Raw genomic sequence first — 23425 nt, forward strand, 5'->3', positions numbered from 1 at the left:
AGAGCCGCCGCACGACGCGCTCGGCGGCCCGGCCGTCGTCGAAGGCGCAGAAGCGCCGGCGGAACGCCTCGCGCAGGACGGCCGCCTCCGGGCTGTTCCAGGCGCCGTCGCGAAAGACCGCGATCAGCTCGTCGTCGCTGGTGGAGACCGCGCCGGGGGTCTCGCCGGGCGCGCCGGACAGCAGGTCGAAGTAGACGCCGCGGCTGGCCCGGTAGACCGGCCAGTCGTCGGCGTGGACGACGATGGGCCGGTCGAGGAGCGCGTAGTCGAACATGATCGACGAGTAGTCGGTGACGAGGGCGTCGGCGGCCAGGCACAGCTGTTCGACCGACGGGTGCCGGGAAACGTCCACCAGCAGGCCCTCGTCGTGCAGCGCCTTCAGCCGGGGGTCCTCGCCGTGGAAGTAGTGGATGCGGGTCAGCAGGACGAAGTCCTCGCCGAGCGCCCGGCACACTCGTTCCACGTCCAGCCGCGGCACGAAGTTGCGCTGGTAGTCGCGGGTCGTCGGCGCGTACAGGACCGCGGTGCGGCCGGGGGCGATGCCCAGGGCCGTGCGGGCGCGGGCGACCTCGGCGGCGCCGGCGGTCAGGAAGACGTCGTTGCGCGGGTAGCCGGACTCCAGGTGCTGCCAGGAGGAGGGGTAGACGCGCTCCCAGATCTCGCTGGAGTGCGGGTTGGAGGACAGGCTGTAGTCCCAGCGGTCCACCCGCTCCAGCAGGCGGCGGAAGCTCATGCCCTTGGCCGAGGCGGGGTAGCGCTGCTGGTCGATGCCCATCTTCTTCAGCGGGGTGCCGTGGTGGGTCTGCAGATGGATACTGCCGGGCCGCTTGCGGATGTCGTTGGGGAAGTTGACGTTGCTGATCAGGTACGTGGCCCGGGCCATCAACCGCCAGTAGCGCCGGGTGCGCGGCACGACGTAGTCCACGCCCTTGGGCACCCGGGGTACGTCGGACTTGCGGACCAGCCACACCCCGTGGATGCCCGGGGCGATCTCGCGCGCCTTGTGGTAGATCGCGGCCGGGTTGCAGAACACACCGCGGTCCCAGTACGCCGAGTACACCGCGAGGCCGGGGTCGAGCGGTCGCCGCAGGTGGTAGGCGTACAGGGCGGCCTTGGCCCGCTGTGCGACCTGCCGGCGCAGCCGCCGCCTGCGCCGGGACAGCTCCTTGCGGGCCCCGCGCGCAACGTCGCCCAGCCGGGCAAGCAGCCAGCTGCCGCGGGCCAGCCGCCGGCAGCCGGCGGCCTTGTCCGCTGGCGGCACGAACCCCTCCGGGACGTGGCGGGCGTACCAGCGGGCCGCGAGCCGGAAGAACTCGCCGCGCAGCCGCGGCGGGATCCGGCCGGGGTTGCCGAGGCAGAACAGGAGGTGGCTGACGGCCCGCTCGAACAGCATCGGCCGCAGTGGTGCGAGGTGCTCGCGGCCGGGCGCGTCGAGGAAGTCGAAGAGCCGGGTGTACTGGTCGAGGATGACGAAGTGGTTGCGGCCGGGGCTGCGGGTGCTGGCACCGCTGCGCCGCTGCCGGTACTCCAGCACCACCCGCGCCAGACAGGAGATCCGCTCGGCGCTGAGCATCGTGACGTAGGAGAGGAGGGCGTCCTCGTAGATGCCGTCGCTGAAGGAGAAACCGTGCCCCCGGTAGAAGGCGCGGCGGTAGACCCGGTTGGAGGTCATCGCGAACAGCCGCAGGAACTCGGGGCGTTCGGTGATCCGGAAGACCTCGGTGCCGGCCGAGGCGAGCAGCTCCCCGAAGACGCTCTTCTCGGCGGCCTCCCACCAGTAGGTGCGCACGTGGTCGAAGTAGAGGATGTCCGGGTCCCCGTCCTGCTTCAGCCGCTCCGCGACCGCCTCCAGGGAACCGGGGGCCAGGGTGTCGTCGCCGTCGAGGAAGAGCAGGTAGTCGCCGGTGGCCCGCTCGGCACCGGTGTTGCGGGCCCGCCCCACGCCCAGGTTCTCCTCGTGGTGCAGCGCGATCACCCGGGAGTCGCGGGCCGCGTACTCGTCGAGGATGCGGCCGCAGTGGTCCGGCGAACGGTCGTCGACCGCGATCACCTCGAGGTCGGGCAGTGACTGCGACAGCACCGAGTCGAGGCAGGCGCGCAGATAGCCCTGCACCCTGTGGACCGGGACGATGACGGAGAAGCGGGGCATGTGGATCCTGGGTTCCCTCAGGGGTCAGTGACGGTCGGGTTCGAGCAGCCGGTCGACGGCTCGGGCCGCCGCGCCGCCGTCGTCGAGGTGGCAGAAGGTCGCCCGGAAGTGCGCGTACGCGTCGGCGCTGTGCCGGACCACGGTGCCCAGGTCGCGCAGCGCGCCGGCCAGTTCGGCGGTGGACTGCAGCAGCGGGCCCGGGGCCTGGGCCTCGAAGTCGGGGTAGAAGCCACGCAGGGTGTCGCGGAAGTGCTCCAGGTCGGGGACGAGGAAGAGCATAGGGCGTCCGGTGTTGGCGAAGTCGGCCGCCGGTGACGCGTAGTCGGTGACCAGGACGTCGGCGATGAGCAGCAGCTCCGCCACGTCCGGGTGGCAGGACACGTCGCGCACGAACCCGGAGCGCGGGGTGCGGACGCGGTCGGCGACCAGGGGGTGGGAGCGGAAGAGCAGCACGTGGTCGGCGCCCAGGGCGCGTTCGGCCTCCGCCAGGTCCAGGTGGGGCGACATGCGGTAGTGCTCGGCGTCGTACGCCAGGTCATCGCGGCGTGTGGGCGCGTAGAGCACGACGGTGCGGTCCCCCGGGATCCGCAGCCGGTCGCGCAGCGCGGCGGCGACCTTGTCGCGGTCGTCGGCGAAGAGCACGTCCGTGCGGGGCAGTCCCGTCTCGGCGACCGGTCCGTCGTAGCCGAGCGCGGCGCGCAGCAGCGGGGTGCTGTACGCGTTCGGCGACAGCAGCAGGCTCCACTGGGCGCCCGGGTCGCGCGGCGGGCGGGGCAGGTGCACCAGGTCCGCGCACAGGGTCCCGGCGAGGTCCCGGCCGGTGCGCTTGAGGGGCGTGCCGTGCCAGGTCTGCAGCACGGTCTGGTCCGGGCGGCGTGTGAACCACGGCGGCAGGTGGGTGTTGGTGACGACGTAGCGGCAGCGGGCGAGCGCCTCGTACCAGGCGGCGCTGTGCAGCACGACCGGCCGCGCGGTCGCCGGCGGGGGAGCCTGGCCGTCCCTGACCACCCACAGGTGCTCCAGGCCGTCGGCCGCGCGGCGGCGCAGCAACTCCTCGTGGACGGCGCGCGGAGAGTCGCCGTACGCCCGTCCGTCGAAGGCGCTGTAGAGCACCGCCTCGCGGCGCGGCAGGGCGCGGGTGCGAGGGTGGTGGCTCTCGCGCAGCACCCGCTGCCGGTACGGGCCGCGCTGCGGCTCCGGCACGGTGGGCCGGGCGTCGAGGAACAGCCGGTCGTGGAAGCGCCGGTCGACGGAGAAGGACTTGCCGCCCGCCTCCGCCGCCATCGGCAGCGCCTCGAACACCCCGGGCGCGACCCGTACCGGAGCTTCCGCGCCGGCCCCGTCGCGCAGGTGCAGGTACCAGCGGCCGGCGGGCAGCGGGACGGTGCCGGCGAGGGACTCCAGCGTGCCGGGGCGCAGGGTGGCGGTGAAACGGCGCCCCTCGTACGGGCCCGGCCCCGCGGCGTCCTCCGGCCCCGGCGACGCCCCCTCCGGCCCCGGCGGCAACGGCAGGATGGCGCTTGACGGCGACGGGAAGCCGGGCCGGCGTCCCGGCGGACCGTCGGACTGGACCGGGACGGCGTGCTCCACGCGGTGCGTGCCGTGGCGCAGCACCAGTTCGGCCGGACCGGGGGCGGAGCCGGGCGCGAGGCGGCCCGCCACGACCAGGGCACCCTCGGCGGTCCAGCCGATGGCGTCGGCCACCGGCTGCGGGGTGCGGTCGCGCAGCACCAGCTTCCCCGAGGCCTTCGCCTCGACCAGCAACCGCCGCGGTGTCCCGCCGAGGCGGGGGTCGGTGCCCAGGTCGTAGTGCCCGGCGGGCAGCGCGCCGTCCAGGTGGACGGGGTCGGCGTGCCCGGGGCTCAGCAGCGCCACGTCCCAGCTGTCGGTGTCCTCGGGGCGGATCTCCTTGGGCCCGGCGTCCAGCGCCGACCGGGCGGCCGCCAGGTCGGCGAGGGGCACGCGGGCCCGGCGGCCGCCGTCGTCCGCCTCCCCCCGCGCCACGGGCTCCAGCGGGTACTCCAGCACGGTGGGCGTCGCGGAGTGCGTCAGCCGCACCCGCGTCGCCTGCGGCGCGCCCGTGAAGTCCAGTTCCACCGCGGCGCCGTCGCCGGTCGCCCGGTGCCCGGTCAGCCGCCGCACCTCCGGCTCCACCGACAGGTGCAGCCGCCCCCGCCGGTAGTACGGCACCAGTCGCATGCCGCCGCCGGCCGCGTACGACGGCGGGGACGCCCCCGAGCCCGCGTCCGCGGCCCGCAGGGCCGCCCTGCGGATGACCCCCTTCGCCGCGACGATCACCCCGAGCCGCCAGTGGCCGGCCCGCGGTTCGCCCTGGCGGCGGCCGGTGGTCAGCCGCGCCGGGTCGATCGTGATCTCGAAGCCCGACCAGTCGTAGCAGTGTTCCTCCTGGCGCGAGTTGAGGGTCGCGACGGGCTCCTGCCGGACCCTGACCGGCAGCAGCACCACCTTGGACCGGCGGCCGTGGCCATGGACGGCGACGGCGGTGATGTGCGCGGCGCCCTTGCGGTCCGCGTCGATGTTGCGCAGGTAGGCGTAGCCGCGCAGGACGAGCCGTCCGTTCTCCCGCACCACCTCGCGCACCCGAGCCCGGACCGGGAAGTCCGAGCGCCGCAGCCGGGCGGCCGAGGCCGGCAGGGCGATCCGGCCGCCGTCGGCGCCGCGCAGCACCGCCCGCTTGCGCAGCGGCGGGCCGGTGACGCCGAAGCCGGCGGAGTTGCGCTGCTCATGGTCGAGCACCGCCAGCAGGTCGTCGAGGCGGTCCTTGACGATCAGGTGCCACTTGATGCGCAGCCCCGCGGGCAGCTCAGGGAAGAGGGTGGGGTCGACCCGGGTGAGCCAGTCGCGGCAGCGTTCCATGAAGACCCGCCGGTACTCGGGGCCGGCCATCGGCAGGGCGTCGATGAAGTACAGCAGGTCGTCGGTGAGGACCGAGCGGTCGTAGGCCCGTTTGAAGGAGGTCCAGCGGGTGCGGGCCGGGTCGCCGAGGAAGCGGCTGACGTGGTCGACGGCGGCGATCCGGTCGCGCACGCCCTTGACGTCGGTGCGGCGCCGCGTGATGGAGCCCTCGCGGATCCGCCAGTAGTACACATGCTCGTGGGCCACGTCGACGGCGTCGGCGAGGAAGTGCGCGGGGATGGTCAGCGGGGTGTCCTCGTAGAGCACGCCCTCGGGGAAGGCGAGGTGGTGGCGCTCCCAGAAGGAGCGGCGGAAGACCTTGTTCCAGGCGACCCGGTCCGACAGCAGGCTCAGGTCCCGGGTGATGTGGGTGCCGGTGACGGTGCGGGTCATGTCCCGGTGCTGCCAGGCCTGGCTGCGGCCGTCTGCGGTCAGCCGCCACACGTTGCCGGTCGCGAAGTCCGAGCCCGACCCGTCCAGCAGCCCCACCAGGTTCTGGTAGGCGCGCGGCGGGAGGATGTCGTCGCTGTCCAGGAAGCACAGGTACTCGGTGCGCGGGTCGGCGTGGCGGGTGCCGGTGTTGCGGGCGTGGCCGAGGCCGCCGTTGTCCTGCCGTACCAGGCGGAAGCGCGGGTCGCGGTCGGCGAAGTCCTGGGCGATCTCCGGGCTGGAGTCGGTGGAGCCGTCGTCGACCATGACCACGTCGAGGGCGTCGAAGGTCTGCGCGGCCACCGAGCGAAGGCACTCCTCCAGCCAGCTCTCGACGTTGTGGACCGGAACGACGACAGTGAGGCGGGGCGTGCGCGACACCATGGTGACGTGGCCCTTTCCGGAACGAGGGCGACAGGGGGACGAGGGGTTCAACTCGTGACCGCCTTCTCGGTCACCTCGCCTGCGCCTTTCGGGTGATCCACCGGGCGCCGGGGTCCAGTCCTGCTTACGCTCGGCCCTATGCCTCGGTTCAGCGTGATCGTCCCGGTATGGAAGGTCCAGGGCTACGTCCGTGCGTGCCTGGAGTCGGTGCTCGGGCAGCGGTACGCGGACCTGGAGCTCATCGCGGTCGACGACTGCTCGCCCGACGGATCGGCCGCCGTCGTCGACGAGGTCGCCGCCGCAGACTCCAGAGTGCTCCCGCTCAGGCAGCCCCGCAACGGCGGCGCGGGCCCGGCCCGGGACGCGGGGGCGGCCCGCGCCAGCGGCGACTACCTGCTCTTCCTCGACGCCGACGACCTCCTCGCGCCCGGCGCCCTGGCCGCCCTGGACGCACGGCTGCGGTCCACCGGCGACCCGGAGGTGCTGCTCTTCGACCACGAGGAGCTCGACGTGTGGGAGCACCGCGCGGAGAGCGAGGACGGTCCCTTCCTGCACGCCGCCGCCCTCGCCGGGCACGCCGTCTTCCGGGCCACCGAGCGCCCCGAGTGCCTGACCGTCCTGCCCGCCGCCTGGAACCGGGTGGTGCGGCGCGACTACTGGGGCGGGTTCGGCTTCGGTGCCGGGCCGTACGAGGACGTCCCGGTGGCCTACGAGATGCTGCTCGCCGCCCCGCGCATCGCCTGCCTGGACCGGGTCTGCGTCACCTGGCGCAGGCGCCGCCACGGCAGCTTCTCCAGCACGCCTGGCCCGCAGCACCTCGCCCTGGCCGACCGGTACGACTCCCTGCTGGCCCGGCACGACCTGCCGGTGCTGCGCGCCGAGCGGGACCGGCGGCTGCGTGCCGTCCTGGACGACCCCGGGCGGCTGCGCCCGCAGGACCGCGCCGCCTTCTTCCGCCGCGCCGGGCTGCCCGGCACCTTCGCCGCCCACCGTGCCGCGGAGCTGCGTGCCCGGGCCGCCCACCGGCTGCGCGTACGCCGCAACGCCGCCGCCCGCGAGGTGTACCGCCGCTGGTACGCCCTGGAACGCCGCCGCCCGCTCGACGACGAGCTGGTGGTCTACGCCGCGTACTGGAACCGGGGGGTGCTGTGCAGTCCCGCGGCGATCTACCACAAGGCCCGCGAGCTCGCCCCGCACCTGCACGGGGTGTGGGTGGTACGGCGCGACGGGCGGGACGCCGTCCCCGAGGGCGCCGACTCGGTGGAGGTGAACTCCCGCCGCTACTGGGAGCTGCTGGCCCGCGCCCGCTTCCTGGTCAACAACGCCAACTTCACCGGCGAGGTCGTCAAGCGCCCCGGCCAGGTCTACCTGCAGACCCACCACGGCACCCCCCTCAAGCACATGGGCATGGACCTGCGCGCCCACCCGGCGGTGGCCAGGGGCATGAGCTTCCGCCGCCTGCTGGAGCACGCCGACCAGTGGGACTACTCGCTGTCGGCCAACCCCCACTCCAGCGAGATCTGGGAGCGGGTCTACCCCGGCGGCTACCTGACGCTGCCCACCGGCTACCCCCGCAACGACGCCTACTTCACCGCCGGCGCCGACGACGTGCGGCGGATCCGGGCCCGGCTGGGCGTCCCGGACGGGGTCAGGGCGATCCTGTACGCCCCCACGCACCGCGACTACCAGCGGGAATTCGTCCCGCAGCTGGACCTGGCACGGCTGTGCCGGGCGCTGGGGCGGGAGTACGTGGTGCTGGTCCGCGCGCACTACTTCTACCCGGGAGCCGCCCCCGCGGCGCTGCCGGAGGGGGCGCTGGACGTCTCCGCGCACACGCCGCTGGAGGAGCTGTGCCTGGCCTCCGACGCGCTGCTCACCGACTACTCGTCACTGATGTTCGACTACGCCGGCCTGGACCGCCCGATCGTGGTCCACGCCGCCGACTGGGAGGTCTACCGGGCCGCCCGCGGGGTCTACTTCGACCTGGTCTCCGGGCGCCCCGGCGAGACCCCGGGCGTGGTCGCCCGCGACGAGGCCGCGGTCGCCACCGCCTTCCGCTCCGGCACCTGGGCCTCGCCCGAGGCCGCCGAACTGCGGGCGGCCTTCCGGGCCCGCTTCTGCCCCTGGGACGACGGGCGGGCGTCCGAGCGTGTCGTACGGCGCGTGCTGCTGGGCGAGCCGGATCTGCTTCCCGTCCTCAAGCCGGACGAGCGCACCCCGGCGCCGCCGCCCGGGTGAGCCCCGGCGCCACGGGGAGCGCCGTCCTCCACCCGGTGGGCCGCGACTCGGCGCCGGGGTCGAGGAGGATCCGTCGCGGGCCCGAAGCGGCGCCCGTGCGGCGGGCCTGGTGCCCCGTCCGCACGCTGCGGAGTGATGCGGAGCCCGGGGGCGCCGAGGTCCGTGCCTCACCCGCCGGGCGCACACCGCCGGCCGAGGTCGCGGGCACGGTGTCCGGGCGGCGCGCTCCGGACGAGATCGCCTCATGCCCCCGGGCACCGGCCCGGTGACGCCGGGCCGTGCCCGTGCGGCTACGGGCGTGCCGCCGGGGCCGGGGTGCGGCGCTCCGGTGGGAGGACGGCGGGCTGCCCGCCGTCCTCGCCGAGGAAGACCCGCCGTACGACCCGCTCGGCGGCACGGCCGTCGTCGTACGGGCAGAAGCGGGCCCGGAACGCGGCCCGCAACTGGGCCGAACGGGGACCGCGCCAGGTGTCCGTGGTGAGGATGGACAGGAGTTCGTCCTCGTTTCGGGCGACCGGCCCGGGGGCCTCGGCGGTGATGTCGAAGTAGGTGCCGCGCGCGGCCCGGTAGGCCGTCCAGTCCTCGGCGTGGACCACGATCGGGCGGTCGAGGGCCGCGTAGTCGAACATCAGGGGGGAGTAGTCGGTCACCAGGGCGTCCGCGGCCAGGCACAGCTCCTGGGGCGAGGGATGGGCGGAGACGTCCAGCACGGTGTCGGGCAGCCCCTCGGGCAGCGTGGCCGCGCCGCGGTGACCGTCCGGCGCGCGGTACAGGACCACGCGGCCGGGGCCGAGTTCGCGGGCCAGCCGGACCAGGTCGACGGGCGGGTGGAAGCCGCGCCGGTAGTCGCGGTGCGCGGGCGCGTACAGGATCGCGGTGGACTCCGGCGGGATGCCGAGTCCGGCGCGGATCCGGCGCACGTCGTCGGCGTCGGCGCGCAGCAGGATGTCGTTGCCGGGCCGGCCGTGCTCCAGGGTGGTGTAGCCGGCCGGGTAGGCCCGTTCCCAGACCACCGTCGAGTGCGGGTTGGCGGACAGGCAGAAGTCCCAGCGGTCGGTGTGGGCGAGCATCCGGGCGAAGTCCCGGCCCGCCGAGGCGGCCGGGTGCCCCTGGACGTCCAGGCCCATGCGGCCGAGCGGGGTGCCCTGGTGGGTGTGGAGGTTCACCTGGCCGCGCCGTTTGCGGTAGGCGTGCGGGAAGTTGACGTCGTTGACCAGGTAGGTGGCGCGCGCCAGCGCCGTCCAGTAGGCGGGCGAGCCGGGCTGGAGCCGGCGAACGCCGCGCGGCAGGGTGCGCGCGTTCGCCGGGGTCGTGATCCACGCGGTGCGGATGTGCGGGGCCAGCTCGCGGACGGCGGCCTCCAGGGCGGCGGGGTCGCCGCCGTACCCGGCGTAGCGGCCGGCCGCGAAGACGGCCAGGTCCGGGTCGAGGGGCCGGTGCCGCTGGATCCGGTAGTGCAGCCGCAGGGCCGCCTCCCGGGCCGCCCGGGAGGTGTCCTTCGCGAGCCGCCGCAGCTTCCTGCGCAGCGCGTTGACGGTGCGTACGGCGTCGAAGACCTGCCGCGCGCCGAGCCGTACGAGCAGCCGCCGGGTGGCGCCGGGGACGCCGTGCGCGCGCGGGCCGGGCTCCTGCGGGCGGTAGCGGCGGAAGTGGACGCCGCAGCGCTGGAAGTAGACGCCCCGGGCCGAGCGGGGCAGCCGGCCGGGGGTGTTGTAGACCGCCAGCAGGTGGTCGGTCATCCGGCTGAAGAGGGCCGGCCGCCAGCCGTCGAGGGCGGGATTGCGGTCGAGGAAGGCGAAGACCCGGTCGTACTGGTCGAAGACGTCGAAGTGCCGGCTGCTGGTGGTGCGCAGGATGCTGCCCCGGCGGCGCTGGCGGTAGTGCACGCAGACCCGGTCGAGCACCGCGATGCTGCGGGCGGCCAGCAGCAGGGGGTAGGTCCAGGGGACGTCCTCGTACCAGCCGGGCGGGAAGGCGAGGCCCCGGCGCTGGACGAAGTCCCGCTTGTACGCCTTGTTCCAGGCGACCGGCAGCAGCCGCAGCAGTTCGGGGCGGTCGTCGAGGGGCCCGGCGGGGCGTCCGTCCTGGGCGAGCAGCGGAGCGCGCTGGTTGCGCACGACGCGGCCGTCCCAGTAGGTGCGGGCGTAGTCGTAGACCAGCACGTCCGGTTCGGCGGTCTCCTTCAGGCGGTCGGCGACGGCCTGCAGGGAGCCGGGGGCGAGGACGTCGTCGCTGTCGAGGAAGAGCAGGTAGTCGCCGGTGGCCCGGGCCGTCCCGGCGTTGCGGGCCGGGCCGAGGCCCACGTTCTCCTTCAGGTGCAGGACGGTCACCCGGCGGTCGCGGGCCGCGAAGGCGTCGAGGATGGCACCGCACGCGTCGGGGGAGCGGTCGTCGACGGCGATCACCTCGAAGTCCGAGAAGCTCTGGCCGAGCACGGACTCCAGGCACTCGTGCAGGTAGGCCTGCACCTTGTGGGCGGGCACGATGACGCTGAACCGGGGCAAGGCAGCACATCCGTAATGTCGGCTTACGCGGCGTATGCCCGTTATATCCCGGGCATGCGCCGCGTACGGCGACCCGTCCGGCGACGGAGTGTTGCCCCTGACCTGCGGTGCTTCACGGGGCTACTTCACGGCGCCCGCCATGACACCGGAGACGAACTGGCGCTGGAAGGCGAAGAAGACGACGAGCGGGACCACCATCGACACGAAGGCCCCCGGTGCCAGGACGTCGATGTTGTTGCCGAACTGCCGGACCTGCTGCTGCAGGGCGACCGTGATCGGCTGCGAGCCGGTGTTGGAGAAGATCAGCGCCACCAGCATGTCGTTCCACACCCACAGGAACTGGAAGATGCCCAGCGAGGCGATCGCCGGGCCGCCCAGGGGCATGATCACGGTGGCGAACAGCCGCAGCTCGCCCGCGCCGTCCAGCCGTGCCGCCTCCAGCAGTTCCCGCGGGATCTCCGCGAAGAAGTTGCGCAGCAGGAAGACGGCGAACGGCAGGCCGAAGCCGACGTGGAAGAGCACCACGCCGATGATGTCGCCGAAGATCCCGATCTGGCCGAACAGCTTCGCCACCGGGATGAGCGCGATCTGCACCGGCACCACCAGCAGCCCCACCACCACGAGGAACAGCCAGTCCCGCCCCGGGAACTCCATCCAGGCGAAGGCGTAGCCCGCCAGCGCCCCGATCACCACCACCAGCAGCGTGGCGGGCACCGTGATCAGTGCGGTGTTGACCAGCGAGGAGGTGACGGTGTCGTTGCCGAGCAGTTCCCGGTAGTTGGTGACGGTCAGCTGCGAGGGCGTGGTGAAGACCTTCCACCAGCCGGAGCCGGCGATGTCCACCGGACCCCGGAAGGAGGAGATCAGCAACCCCACGGTCGGCATCAGCCAGAACAGGGCCACCAGCACGAGGAACACCCGCAGCACCCCGCCGCCGGTGCGGGCCGCGACCCGCGAGGCGAAGGACTGCCGGACGGCGGCCGCGGTGGCCCGCGCCCGCGCCGGGCCCGCCGGTTCCGCTGTGCCTGCGACGGTCGTCATCGTCGGGCCTCCCTGCGCAGTCGGCGGATGTTGAAGACCATGACCGGGACGACGAGCAGCAGCAGGATCACACCGATCGCGCTGCCCACGCCCTGGTCGTTGCCGGCCCCGAAGGACGACAGATACAGCTGCAGGGCCAGTACGTTGGCCTCGTCCTTCGAGGTGTCGGGCGCGATGATGTAGACCAGGTCGAAGATCTTCATCACGTTGATCATCAGGGTCACGACGACCACGACCAGCACCGGTGCCAGCAGCGGCACGGTGATCCTGCGGAAGACCTGCCACTCGCCCGCGCCGTCGATGCGCGCCGCCTCCATCAGCTCCCGCGGCACCCCGGCCAGGCCCGCCGCGATGAGCACCATCGCGAAGCCCGCCCACATCCACAGGTAGGCCCCGATGATGGCGGGCGTCACCAGGGTGGGGCCGAGCCAGTCGACGCCGTTGTAGGGCTCCGCGAAGTTCGAGGCGGGCAGCCGCAACTGTGCCCCGGCCGCCGAGGCGGGCAGCGCGAAGGTGCCGTCCGTGCCGGAGGTGGCGGAGGCCACCACCCGCCCGTCCCGCACGGCCTCGACCTTCACGCCCTCCAGCGCCTTCTCACCGGCGTCGATCACCCCGGGCCTGCCGCCGCCGCCCGGTTTGAAGTCCAGCCACACGGTGCCGGTCACCCCCGGCCCGGCGGCGGCCTGCCGGGCCTGCGCGGTGTCCGCGGGCAGCTTCGCCGCGGGGATGCCGATCAGCGGCAGCCCGACAGCCGTCCCCTCCCCGGCGGCGTCCCGCGTGGTGAACGAGCCGCCGCCCGAGGCGGCCAGCGAGCCGTCCGGCCGCGGCCGGGCCCCCGGGTACGCCGAGGACTCGGCGAAGGTGTCGTGGACACCGACCACGACCGCGTTGGCCGCGCCGCGCGCCGGGTCCTGCTCGTACACCAGACGGAAGATGATCCCGGCGGCCAGCATCGAGACGGCCATCGGCATGAAGACGACCAGCTTGAAGGCGGTGCCCCAGCTCACCCGCTCGGTGAGCACCGCGAAGATCAGCCCGAGGGCCGTGGCCAGCACCGGCGCCACGACCACCCAGATCGCGGTGTTCCGCAGCGCCGTCAGGGTGCTGTCGTCGCCGAAGACCGCGGCGTAGTTGTGCAGGCCGACGAAATCCGAGCCGGCCTTGTCGAACAGGCTGCGCCAGGTGGTGTAGCCGATGGGGTACACCACCAGCGCGCCCAGCAGCACCAGCGCGGGCAGCAGGAACAGTCCCGCCACCCAGCGCCTGGTGCCCATGACGCTCCTGCCGCGGGCGGGGGGCGCGCCGCCGGGAGCGGCCGGCCCCTTCGCCGTGGCCGCCGTCGCCATCGCGGCCGCCTAGCCGGCGTACGCCTTGGCGGCGTCCGCTTCCAGTTTGGCCTGCGCGCCGGCGACGTCGGAGGGGTTCCGCAGGAAGTCCTGCAGGTCCTTCCACTCGCCCTTGCCCGCGGTGCCGCCGAAGGCCGCTGGGGCCTGGTCGGACATGTCGAAGCGGAAGTCGTCGCCCGCCGCGATCAGGCCCTGGGCGATCGACCGCGAGACCTCGTTCGGATAGGCCGACAGATCCAGCGACTTGTTCGGCGAGACGAAGCCGCCCGAGGAGGCCCACACCTGCGCCGCGTCGGTGGAGGCGAGGAAGGCCAGCAGCGCCTGCGCGCCCTTGCCGTCCTTCAGCGCCACGGCGACGTCACCGCCGCTGACCACCGGCGCCTTGCCGGAGCCCACCGCGGGGAAGGGGAAGACCTTGGCGTCCTCGCCCACCCTCGCCTTGGTGTTGTCGCCGATGAACGCGCCGACGAAGTCGCCCTCGTAGACCATGGCGGCCTTCGGCGGGTTGCCGGTGAAGGTCTGCGTCACGGACTTCGGGAAGTCGGTCTTGAGCGCGCCGTTCTGCCCGCCGGCGATCAGGTCTTTCTTGCCGAAGAGCTGGGCGAGTGTGGTGAGCGCGTCCTTCACCGAGGGGTCGGTCCACTTGATCTTGTGCTCGGCCAGCTGGTCGTACTTCTCCGGGCCGGCCTGGGAGAGGTAGATGTTCTCGAACCAGTCGGTCAGGGTCCAGCCGTCCGCGCCGCCCACCGATACCGGGGGAGTGCCCGACTCGAAGAGGGTCTCGGCGGTCTGGAGGAAGTCGTCCCAGCTTCCCGGCGGTCCGGAGATCCCGGCGTTCTCGAAGGCCGCGGTGTTGTACCAGACCAGCGACTTGTTGGCGGCCTTGGCGTAGACGCCGTACTGCTTGCCCTCGTACGCGCCCAGGTCCTTCCAGCCGGTGGTGAAGTTCTTGTCGAGCTGTGCCTGGACGTCGGAGGAGAGCGGCTTCAGCCAGCCCTTCTGCGCGAACTGGCGCAACACTCCGACCTGCGGGAGGAACGCCACGTCCGGCGGCCGGCCGCCCTCGATCTTCGTACCGAGGAAGGTGGAGACGTTGTCGCCGGTGGGCACGAAGCCGACCTCGGCCCCGGTCCGCTTGGTGAACTCGTCCAGCACCTTCTGGAAGTTCTTCTGCTCCGGCCCGGTCCACACCGCCGCGACCTCGAGCTTTTGGCCCTTGAGGTCCGGCAGTGAGACGCTCCCGCTCGCGCCGGAACTGCTCCCGCCCCCACCGGGGTCGCCCTTGTCGTCGTCGCCTCCGCCGCACCCGGCGGCCGTCAGCGCCAGGGCGGCTGTCGCCAAAGCGGCGACGACCGTTCGTCGTGTACGTCGCGTGCGCCTGCTGGATGTCCGCATCTGCCTGCCCATCCCCTCAGCGCGGACCCGCGCCGCGGTGGCAGCCCGCCGCATGGCCGTGGCAGCTGCGCCGGGCGTCCCGTCCCCGCGTCATCCGCTGTTGCGCGTTCAGTCCTACGCCCTGTCTGATAACCGCCGCAATAGCGCCTCAGCGCGCGGGCGTTGGATCGTGACCGTCATGTGACCGGACGGGCCAACGGGGTACCGGAACGGGGCGGTCAGAGCAGCGGCGGCGCCGGATCGGCCGCCGCGGACTCCGCGGCACGTTGCAGGGCACTGGCCAGCAGGGCGAGGTCGGTGGGGCCGTTGCCCAGTTCGCGGACCGGCCGGCGCGCCGGCGGATCGCCCATGCGGTCCCACTCCAGCGGGACCACCGTGGGCCGCAAAGTCGCGGTACGCGGGATCCGGCCACTGACCCGGCCGGCCTGGAAGGCGGTGACGGCCCCGTCCGGCCGGCGCAGGTAACCGCGGCCCGGCAGGTCGTCGTCGACGGTCGCCGGCTCCTCGACGGCGACCAGCAGCGCGGCCGACTCCGGCTCCTCGGTGCGCAGTGCGATCCGCAGCCGCGCCGCGTCGTCGGTGTCGGTGCCCGCGGTGCGTTCCGGGCGGCCGGTCGCGGCGACCAGGTGGACGCCGAGGCGCTCGCCGTCGCGCGCCACGCTCTCCAGCGCGCGGACCACCGAGCCCGCGGCGGGCCGGCCGGGACTGCCGAGCGCGGGCGCGACCAGGGCGTCGAAGTCGTCGACCACGACGACCAGCCGGGGCAGCGGCTCGGTGGTGCGGGTCCGTACCCGCACCGCGCCGCGCACCTGCGGGTCCGCGGCACCGGCCGGGGCGTGGCCCGGCTCGGCCTGGCGAGGCACCGCGGGCAGCCGGCGGCGCTCGTGCCACTGCCCGAAGTCCGCTCCGTCCAGCAGTTCGTCACGGCGTTTCAGCTCCGCCGCGAGCGCCTGCGCGAACTCGCGCATCCGCACCGGGTCGGAGGCGGCCAGATAGGTGGAGACGTGCGGCAGGTCGGTGCAGGCGCGCAGCCCCTCGCCGCGCTCCGCCCCGGCGCCGTCGACGAGGATCAGGGCCAGCCGGTCCGGCCGCTCGCCCGCGGACAGGGCGGCGGCCACCGAGCGCAGCAGCTCGGTCTTGCCGGCGCCCGCGGCCCCGCCGACCAGCAGGTGGGGCCCCTCGGTGACCAGGTCGACCAGCACCCGGCCCTCCGGTCCCGTGCCCAGGACGGCCGCGGCGGCACCACCGGAGGGAGCGGGCTCGGCCCAGCGGGTGGCGATCTTCGCCGGGGTGGCGAGCGCCAGGTCCAGCTCGTCCAGGAGCCGGGCCGTGGGCGGCAGCGCGGAGCGCGTACGGCGGGGCGCCGCGGCCTCGCCCTCGCGCAGTGGGGCAAGAGCCCGTGCGAAACGCTCGGCCCAGGCCGCCGACACCGCCTCCATCGTCATGTGCTCCGGGCCGTGCGGCTCCATCCGCAGTGTCGTCGCGACGTCGCCCTCCAGCACGGCGACGGCACCGCACCGGGCGGCCAGCCGCTCCGGGCTCTCGGCCAGGCACAGCAGGTGCACCCCGGCCGACGGCCCGGCGGCCGCGATCCGGCCGGCGGCCTCGCGCAGATAGGCCGAGCCCGGGTCGCCGTCCATCACCAGCAGGGTGTACGGGCCCTCGCGGCGTGCCGCGGCCTCGGCCACCTCCTCGGGGGTGGCGGTCGCCCAGCCCGTGCCGAGCGGCCCCTCCTCGATACGCCGGACCACCTCGGCGACGCGGGCCTCGGCCTGCTCCCGGTCCGTCGCGGTGAGCAGCCGGCAGTCCTGGCCGTGTGCCGGGCGCAGATGCGGCAGCCAGTACAGCCACCCCCACTCCTCGGCCCGCTGCTCGGCGGGGCGGGAGCGGTCGGCGCTGATCAGGACGACCTCCAGCACGCCGGGCGCGTGCAGGGCGCACAGCTGGGCGATCACCGCCCGGGCCAGCCCGGACAGCCGCGGACGCGGCCCGGCGAGGCCCAGCACATGGGTGTGCGGGTCGCGCAGGTCCACGGTGAACGGCACGGCGGGCAGCGTCCGGTAGCCGTCCTCGGCGGTCAGGTCGGCGGTGCCGAGCCGGAGCGTGAGCAGGTCGGGATGGCCGGGGGCGCGCTCCCACAGCCGCGGGCCCGGCCCGAGCGCGGTGAGCAGGACGGCGGCGGGATCGGGCCAGCGCTCGCGCAGCGCGGCGGCGTCGGTCCGGTCGTACGTCGTCCCGCCCCCGGCGCCGGCGGCGTCCGGGTCACCGCGTCCGGTGGTCAGGCGCCTGGCCCAGCTCCCTATGGCGCCGGCCATCCGGCTGCCGGCCTCCGCGGCCCGCCCGCCGCCGCGGCGGCCCGGGGGCAGCGCGACCGTACGGGTCTGCTCGGACAGGCCGCGCTGCGGGGTGTCGCGCCGGGCGGGGGTGCCCTGCGCCGCATCCGCCGGGGCCTGCTCGGGCGTCGGCGCGGCGGGGGAGTCCACCCCGACGGCCCCGGACCCGGTGCCGGTGGTCGTCGGGCCGTCGGCGGGCGCCGCCTCCCGCGCGGCGGACCGCTGCGGGGTGGCGTCGGCGGGAGGGGCGGGACACCAGGTCACCACGCGGCCGCTTTCCGGCCAGGAGGCCGGGGGGAGGGTCACCTGCAGGTGCCCCTCGGCGTCGGGGACGGCGGGGACGGAGGCGGGCGGCGCAGGGACGGCCGAGCCCGGGGGCGCCGGCTCCAGCCGGAGGGTCGACTCGCCGATCCGCAGCAGCGCGCCGGCCGGGAAGGGGACCGCGCGCTCGCCCACGGGAGCGCCGTCGAGGGCGGTGCCGTTGGTGGAGCCGAGGTCGGCGACGGTGACCCGGCCCTCGCCGTCCACCGTGATGGCACAGTGCAGCCGGGAGACGTCAGGGTCGTCCAGCGGCACGTCCGCGTCCACGGACCGGCCGACCCGGATCCGGCCGCCCTGCAGCAGATGGACGCCGCCCGCGTCGGGCCCGCCGACGACGTGCAGCCGGGCGGCGGCCGTGGGGCGGCCGCCCTCGTGCCCGTCGGCGGGGGCGTGCAGCGACAGGACCGCGCCGTCGAGCAGCGGTGGCACCCCGAGCACGGCGGTGGCCGGGTCCAGTCGCTCGCTGCCCGCGTAGAGCGGGGGCGTGGACTTGCCGGCCCGCGCGGGCTGGCCGGAGCCGCCCGAGCCGGACGCGAGGGCGCCGGCCACGGCACCGAGGGGCGTGCCCGCCGGCGCGGTGACGAGCACGTCGCAGGAGCGCGCCGCGCGGCCGCCGCGCGGCCCGAGAACGGTCAGCCGGATCTGCATCTCCGTCCACGGTCCCTTCTGCCCGGATCCACCGCGGCGCGGGCCCCCGGCCCCACCCCGCCGTGCCCGGGACGTCGACACGTACAAGAGCGGAACGGCGGGCTCGCCTTGCTCAGCCGGCCCAACTGGCCCGCTTGCCCGGCGATACGCGATCCGCGAGACGCATCCTCCCACTCGCCGCCGACAGCTTGCCGCCGGTGCCCATCTTTGCGATCTTGAATGGTCAGCATTGGGCGGAAAGAGCAACCAAACGACCGTACCCCGCGTCATAACCCCACACCCGCCCCGTACCGGAACGCAGCCCCGCTCCCACGTGGCGGCACTACAGTGGGCGAAACAGGCCACGGACCAGGCCAAGATCCAGGGAGCGCGAACGTGCGGCCGGTAGGCAGCAAATACGAACTGGTGGAGCCGCTCGGGCGCGGAGCCACGGGCACCGTGTGGCGGTCCCAGGTGCGGGACACCGGCGAGACCGTCGCGATCAAGGTGCTCAAGGAGGAGCTGGCGGGCGATCCCGACATCGTCATGCGCTTCCTCCGCGAGCGCTCGGTCCTCCTGCGGCTGCGCCACCCCCACATCGTCCGGGTCCGCGACCTGGTCGTGGAAGGTGAGCTGCTGGCCCTGGTGATGGATCTGGTCGAGGGTCCCGACCTCTACCGCCACCTGCGCGAGAACGGCCCGTTCTCGCCGGTCGGCGGCGCCCTGCTGACCGCCGCGGTGGCCGACGCGCTCGCCGCCAGCCACGCCGACGGCGTGGTCCACCGGGACCTGAAGCCCGCCAACGTCCTGCTCGCCACCGTCGCGGGCCCGGACGGCACCCAGCAGATGCACCCGATGCTGACCGACTTCGGCATCGCACGGCTGGCGGACTCGCCCGGCGTCACCCGCACCCACGAGTTCGTCGGCACGCCCGCCTACATAGCGCCGGAGTCCGCCCAGGGCCGCCCGCAGACCTCGGCGGTGGACATCTACGGTGCCGGCATCCTCCTGTACGAACTGGTCACCGGCCGCCCGCCCTTCAGGGGCGAGAGCGCGCTCGAAGTGCTGCACCAGCACCTGAGCGAGGAGCCGCGCCGCCCTTCCACCGTGCCCGAGCCGCTGTGGACGGTCATCGAGCGCTGCCTGCGCAAGGAGCCCGGCGAGCGGCCCAGCGCGCAGAACCTGGCGCGCGCCCTGCGCGTCGTCGCGGCGGGCGTGGGCGTGCACTCCTCCCCGGCGCAGTCAGAGGCGGCGCTCGGCGTCGCCGCGCTGCTCGCGCCGGACCCGGCCCCCGCGACCGTCCCGGACACCCCGCTCGTCCCGCCGGGCACGGCCGACCCCACCCAGGTGCTGCCGAACCGGTCGCCGGCCGGCGCATACGACGCGTACGACCCCAATGCCGCCACCAGCGTCCTGCCCGCGTCCGCGGCGGGCACGGCCGACGCGACCCGGGTCATCCCCGGCGGCTCGGCACCGGCCGCGTCCGGCGACGGCACCCGCGTGATGCCGCCGGTGCCGGACGGGCATCCGGACGCCGGTGCCCCGCAGGGCCCGCACCCGTGGGAGTCGCAGCTCAACCGCGCGCGTGCGCGCGCCGAGCAGACCGAGATCCAGTACCTGGACCCGGAGCAGGACCCGCTGCGCCGCAGGCCTCGCCGTCAGGCCGCGCAGCAGCAGCAGCAGCCGCAGCCCCCGCAGGCGTACCAGCAGCGGCCGCAGCAGCCCCAGTACCGGCAGCCGGCGCAGCCCGCCTACGCGCCCCAGCCGCATCCGCAGCAGTACGCGCCGCGGCCCCAGCAGCCCGCGCCGCGCTATGAGCAGCCGCAGCACCAGCGGTACGAGCCCCAGCGGCCGTCCGCGCCCGAGCCGGCCCCGCACCGCGAGCCGCGCCCGCGCAGCGCCAACCCGATGAGGATCCCGGGCCTGGGGTGCCTCAAGGGCTGCTTCACGATGATCATCGTCCTGATCGTGATCGTCGTGCTCGTCTGGTACCTCACCCCGGTCCCGGAGTGGCTGGACACGGGCAAGAGCCTGTGGGGCACCGTCAGCGACGGCGTCCAGAACTTCTGGGACTGGGTCTCGGGCCTCGGCGGATCGTCGGGCGGCTCCGGCAACACCCCGTAGTACGGCGGTACGGCGGCGAGACCGCCCGGGCACGGCGTGGGGCACTGACCGCGCCGTGCCTGCCGGTGCGCCGGTGGCGTCGGCGTCGCTGGCGCACCGTCACCTTCCCGTGAGGCCGGTGTTGGTGATTTGTCGACTTCTGGAGGGTGATTTCTCCCGGAGAAGCCGCACTCACCCCCGACAGGTTCCCCCAACCGGCTCGCATCCGCGTAGCTTTGTCGCCAACACGACGGCACGTCGGAGGAGTCGGAGCAGCCTTGGGACGGAAGATCGGCAGCCGGTACACCGCGCACCAGGTGCTGGGGCGGGGTTCCGCGGGCACGGTGTGGCTGGGCGAGGGCCCCGAGGGCCCGGTCGCCATCAAGCTACTGCGCGAGGACCTCGCCTCCGACCAGGACCTCGTCGGCCGCTTCGTCCAGGAGCGCACGGCCCTGCTGGCGCTCCACCACCCGAACATCGTCGGTATCCGCGACCTGGTGGTCGACGGCAGCGACCTCGCGCTCGTCATGGACCTGGTCCGCGGCACGGACCTGCGCTCCCGGCTGGAGCGCGAACGCAGGCTCACCCCCGAGGCGGCCGTCTCCATCACCGCGGACGTCGCGGACGGCCTGGCCGCCGCCCATGCCGCGGGCGTCGTCCACCGCGACGTCAAGCCGGAGAACGTCCTGCTGGACTCCGCAGCCCCGCCCGGACCGGGCGGGGCGCCCCCGGCGCTCCTCACCGACTTCGGCATCGCGCGGCTGGTCGACTCCCCGCGCCGCACCCGGGCCACCCGCATCATCGGCACCCCCGACTACCTGGCCCCGGAGATCATCGAGGGCCTGCCGCCGCGCGCCTCCGTGGACATCTACGCCCTCGCCACCGTCCTGTACGAGCTGCTCGCCGGCTTCACCCCGTTCGGCGGCGGCCACCCGGGCGCGGTGCTGCGCCGGCACGTCACCGAGTCGGTCGCACCGCTGCCCGACCTGCCCGACGAACTGTGGCAGCTGCTCTCCCAGTGCCTCGCCAAGGCCCCCGCCTCCCGGCTCAGGGCGGCTGAGGTCGGGGCACGGCTGCGCGAGCTGCTGCCCGCCCTCGCCGGACTGCCCCCGCTGGAGGTGGACGCGCCCGGCGACCACCACGGAGAGGATGCCTACGGCCGCGAGCCCGGTTCCGTCACCGAGCCGTACGACCCGCCGGCCGGGCAGCCACGCGGCGCCGTGCCCCTGGTCCGCGGCTCCGCACCGGACTCGACGCGCGACACGCACACCAGCATCAAGCTGCCCACCGCGGAGGAGCTGGCCGGCGGCCGGCCCGCCGCGGTCCCCGGCCCGCGCACCCGGCACCGCCACCGCGCCGTCCCCGACGCGCTCCAGCGCCGCCGCGTCAAGATCGGCGCGGCGGCGGCGGCCGCACTTGTCGTCGGGCTCGGCGGCTGGGCGATCGCGGCCTCCGGCTCCGACGACGACGGCGGCTCCACCAGCCGCGAGGACAAGCCGTCCGGGCAGGCATCGACCACCCCGACCGCCCCCACGGGCGCCGCCGCCTCCCCGCAGGGCGCGGTCAGCAGCCCGGCGGGCACCGCCGAGGAGGCCGCGCTGCGCTGGTCCGGCTACACGGCGCTGCCCCGTTTCCCGGACCGCGCCGTCCATCCGGTGGGCGGCCCCCGGGCGATCTCCGTGTCCGGGACGACGTACGTCTTCACCCGGGGCAGCGACAAGAACGTCTGGTACCTGGTCTCCGGCACCTGGCACCGGCTCACCGGGATAAGCGTCGCCGACGACCCCTCGGTGGTCTCCCCGCGCGCCGGGCAGCTGGACGTCTTCGCCCTCGGCACCGACCACAGGGTCTACCGCCGCACCCTCAGCGGCGGCACGTGGGGCGACTGGTACCAGGTCGACCAGCCGGCCCGCTTCACCACGACCCCCGCCGCCGCGTCTTCCGCGCCCGGCCGGATCGACCTGGTGGGCTGCTCCGGCGGTGACCTCGTCACCTCCTCCTGGGTCGACGGCCGCTGGAACGCCTGGGCGCTGGTCCCCACCGCGGGCCGCGTCACCGCCGCCCCCGGTCTGGTCTCGGCCGCGTCCGGCACCCTCGACGCCTTCGCCGTCCGCAAGGCCGACGGCGCCGTGCTGCGCCTGCCGTACGTGAACGGCGCCTGGCGTCCCTCCGAGATCGTCACCGGCCTCGACGCCACGGGCCGCCCCGAGCCGGCCGTCTCCGGCGGCCGGCTCTACGTCCTCGCCCCCGCCGACGACGGGGCCCTGGCCGCGGCCGTCTCCGAAGGCGGCGCATGGACGCCGGTCCGGCTGTCCGCCAGCACCCCCTCCCACCCCGGTGTGACCACGGCGGACGACACCCTGACCCTCTACCTCCGCCGTGCCGACGGCACGCTCGCCCACGCCTCCGCCCCCGTCCCGGCCTGATCGGCGCGCGGCTCCCGGCCGCCGGCGGGCCCGCCCCGGCTCACCGGCGCGGCAACGCGCGGCGTGCCGGTACGCTGGGGGACGTGGCAGTCCTGGATGTATCCGAAGAGCTCAAGTCCCTCTCGTCGACCATGGCCTCGATCGAGGCCGTTCTGGACCTCGACAAGCTGAGGGCCGACATCGCCGTGCTCGAGGAGCAGGCGGCGGCGCCGTCGCTGTGGGACGACCCCGAGGCGGCGCAGAAGATCACCAGCAAGCTGTCGCATCTGCAGGCCGAGGTCCGCAAGGCCGAGGGGCTGCGCGGTCGCATCGACGACCTCGGGGTGCTCTTCGAGCTCGCCGAGGCCGAGGACGACGCGGACACCCGCGCCGAGGCGGAGGCCGAGCTGGAGTCGGTGCGCAAGGCGCTGGACGAGATGGAGGTCCGTACCCTCCTGTCCGGCGAGTACGACGCCCGTGAGGCGCTGGTCAACATCCGCGCCGAGGCGGGCGGCGTCGACGCCGCCGACTTCGCGGAGCAGCTGCAGCGCATGTATCTGCGGTGGTCCGAGCGGCACGGCTACCCGACCGAGGTCTACGAGACCTCGTACGCGGAAGAGGCCGGCATCAAGTCCACGACCTTCGTGGTGAAGGCGCCGTACGCCTACGGCACCCTCTCGGTCGAGCAGGGCACCCACCGACTGGTGCGCATCTCGCCCTTCGACAACCAGGGCCGGCGCCAGACCTCCTTCGCGGGCGTCGAGGTGCTGCCGGTCGTCGAGCAGAGCGACCACGTCGAGATCGACGAGACCGAGCTGCGGATCGACGTCTACCGCGCCTCCGGCCCCGGCGGCCAGGGCGTCAACACCACCGACTCCGCGGTCCGGATCACCCACATCCCGACCGGCATCGTGGTCTCCTGCCAGAACGAGCGCTCCCAGATCCAGAACAAGGCCAGCGCGATGAACGTCCTGCAGGCCAAGCTGCTGGAGCGGCGCCGCCAGGAGGAGCAGGCCAAGATGGACGCCCTCAAGGGCGACGGCGGCAACTCCTGGGGCAACCAGATGCGTTCCTACGTGCTCCACCCGTACCAGATGGTCAAGGACCTCCGGACGGACTACGAGGTCGGCAACCCGCAGGGCGTCCTCGACGGCGACATCGACGGCTTCCTCGAGGCGGGCATCCGCTGGCGCAAGCAGCAGGACCAGGGTGCCCGCGTCTGACGCGGCATCAT

The 23425-nt window shown here is 74.5% G+C and carries 11 protein-coding genes and 1 pseudogene; 5 read left to right on the plus strand and 7 right to left on the minus strand.

Annotated features, from left to right (window positions below):
- The coding region (locus AC3EUJ_RS04485; RefSeq protein WP_431959608.1) for a bifunctional glycosyltransferase/CDP-glycerol:glycerophosphate glycerophosphotransferase at positions 1 to 2149 on the minus strand (2149 nt) is incomplete at its 3' end.
- A 24-nt stretch (positions 2150 to 2173) separates the two neighbouring features.
- Complete coding sequence (locus tag AC3EUJ_RS04490) at positions 2174 to 5878, minus strand: bifunctional glycosyltransferase/CDP-glycerol:glycerophosphate glycerophosphotransferase (protein WP_431959609.1); 3705 nt, start codon at positions 5876 to 5878, stop codon at positions 2174 to 2176.
- A gap of 138 nt (positions 5879 to 6016) precedes the next feature.
- Here AC3EUJ_RS04490 and AC3EUJ_RS04495 point away from each other — a divergent pair, with 138 nt between their 5' ends.
- Positions 6017 to 8116: a bifunctional glycosyltransferase/CDP-glycerol:glycerophosphate glycerophosphotransferase gene (locus AC3EUJ_RS04495; RefSeq protein WP_431959610.1), complete on the plus strand. Its 2100-nt coding sequence runs from the start codon at positions 6017 to 6019 to the stop codon at positions 8114 to 8116.
- A 290-nt stretch (positions 8117 to 8406) separates the two neighbouring features.
- Here AC3EUJ_RS04495 and AC3EUJ_RS04500 read toward each other — a convergent pair whose 3' ends face one another.
- The 5 genes from AC3EUJ_RS04500 to AC3EUJ_RS04520 form a co-directional block, all read right to left on the minus strand.
- A complete protein-coding gene (locus AC3EUJ_RS04500) occupies positions 8407 to 10620 on the minus strand; it encodes a bifunctional glycosyltransferase/CDP-glycerol:glycerophosphate glycerophosphotransferase (RefSeq protein WP_431959611.1) in 2214 nt (737 codons plus the stop codon).
- A gap of 120 nt (positions 10621 to 10740) precedes the next feature.
- Positions 10741 to 11661: a carbohydrate ABC transporter permease gene (locus tag AC3EUJ_RS04505; RefSeq protein ID WP_431959612.1), complete on the minus strand. Its 921-nt coding sequence runs from the start codon at positions 11659 to 11661 to the stop codon at positions 10741 to 10743.
- Positions 11658 to 12935 (minus strand): carbohydrate ABC transporter permease, encoded by a 1278-nt coding sequence (locus tag AC3EUJ_RS04510; protein ID WP_431959613.1) that lies wholly within the window; start codon positions 12933 to 12935, stop codon positions 11658 to 11660. Before AC3EUJ_RS04510 ends, AC3EUJ_RS04505 begins: the two co-directional genes overlap by 4 nt.
- 81 nt (positions 12936 to 13016) lie before the next feature.
- Positions 13017 to 14402 carry an ABC transporter substrate-binding protein gene (locus AC3EUJ_RS04515; protein WP_431959614.1) on the minus strand — a complete coding sequence of 462 codons (1386 nt, stop codon included), beginning with the start codon at positions 14400 to 14402 and terminating at the stop codon, positions 13017 to 13019.
- 218 nt (positions 14403 to 14620) lie between these two features.
- Complete coding sequence (locus AC3EUJ_RS04520; protein ID WP_431959615.1) at positions 14621 to 17704, minus strand: FtsK/SpoIIIE domain-containing protein; 3084 nt, start codon at positions 17702 to 17704, stop codon at positions 14621 to 14623.
- Positions 17705 to 18079: 375 nt separating this feature from the next.
- On the opposite strand from AC3EUJ_RS04520, the gene AC3EUJ_RS04525 reads away from it, so the two are divergent.
- The 4 genes and pseudogenes from AC3EUJ_RS04525 (at position 18080) to prfB (ending at position 23414) form a co-directional block, all read left to right on the plus strand.
- Entirely contained in the window at positions 18080 to 19807 is a 1728-nt protein-coding gene (locus AC3EUJ_RS04525; RefSeq protein ID WP_431959616.1) for a serine/threonine-protein kinase, read from the plus strand.
- A 257-nt stretch (positions 19808 to 20064) separates the two neighbouring features.
- Positions 20065 to 21300, plus strand: a pseudogene (locus AC3EUJ_RS04530) (serine/threonine-protein kinase); the annotation flags it as partial.
- Between the two features lie 165 nt (positions 21301 to 21465).
- Positions 21466 to 22212 (plus strand): DUF8189 domain-containing protein, encoded by a 747-nt coding sequence (locus AC3EUJ_RS04535; protein ID WP_488180944.1) that lies wholly within the window; start codon positions 21466 to 21468, stop codon positions 22210 to 22212.
- An 83-nt stretch (positions 22213 to 22295) separates the two neighbouring features.
- Complete coding sequence (gene prfB, locus AC3EUJ_RS04540) at positions 22296 to 23414, plus strand: peptide chain release factor 2 (protein ID WP_431959617.1); 1119 nt, start codon at positions 22296 to 22298, stop codon at positions 23412 to 23414.
- Positions 23415 to 23425: the final 11 nt, after the last annotated feature.

The organism is Actinacidiphila sp. bgisy160 (assembly GCF_057707815.1).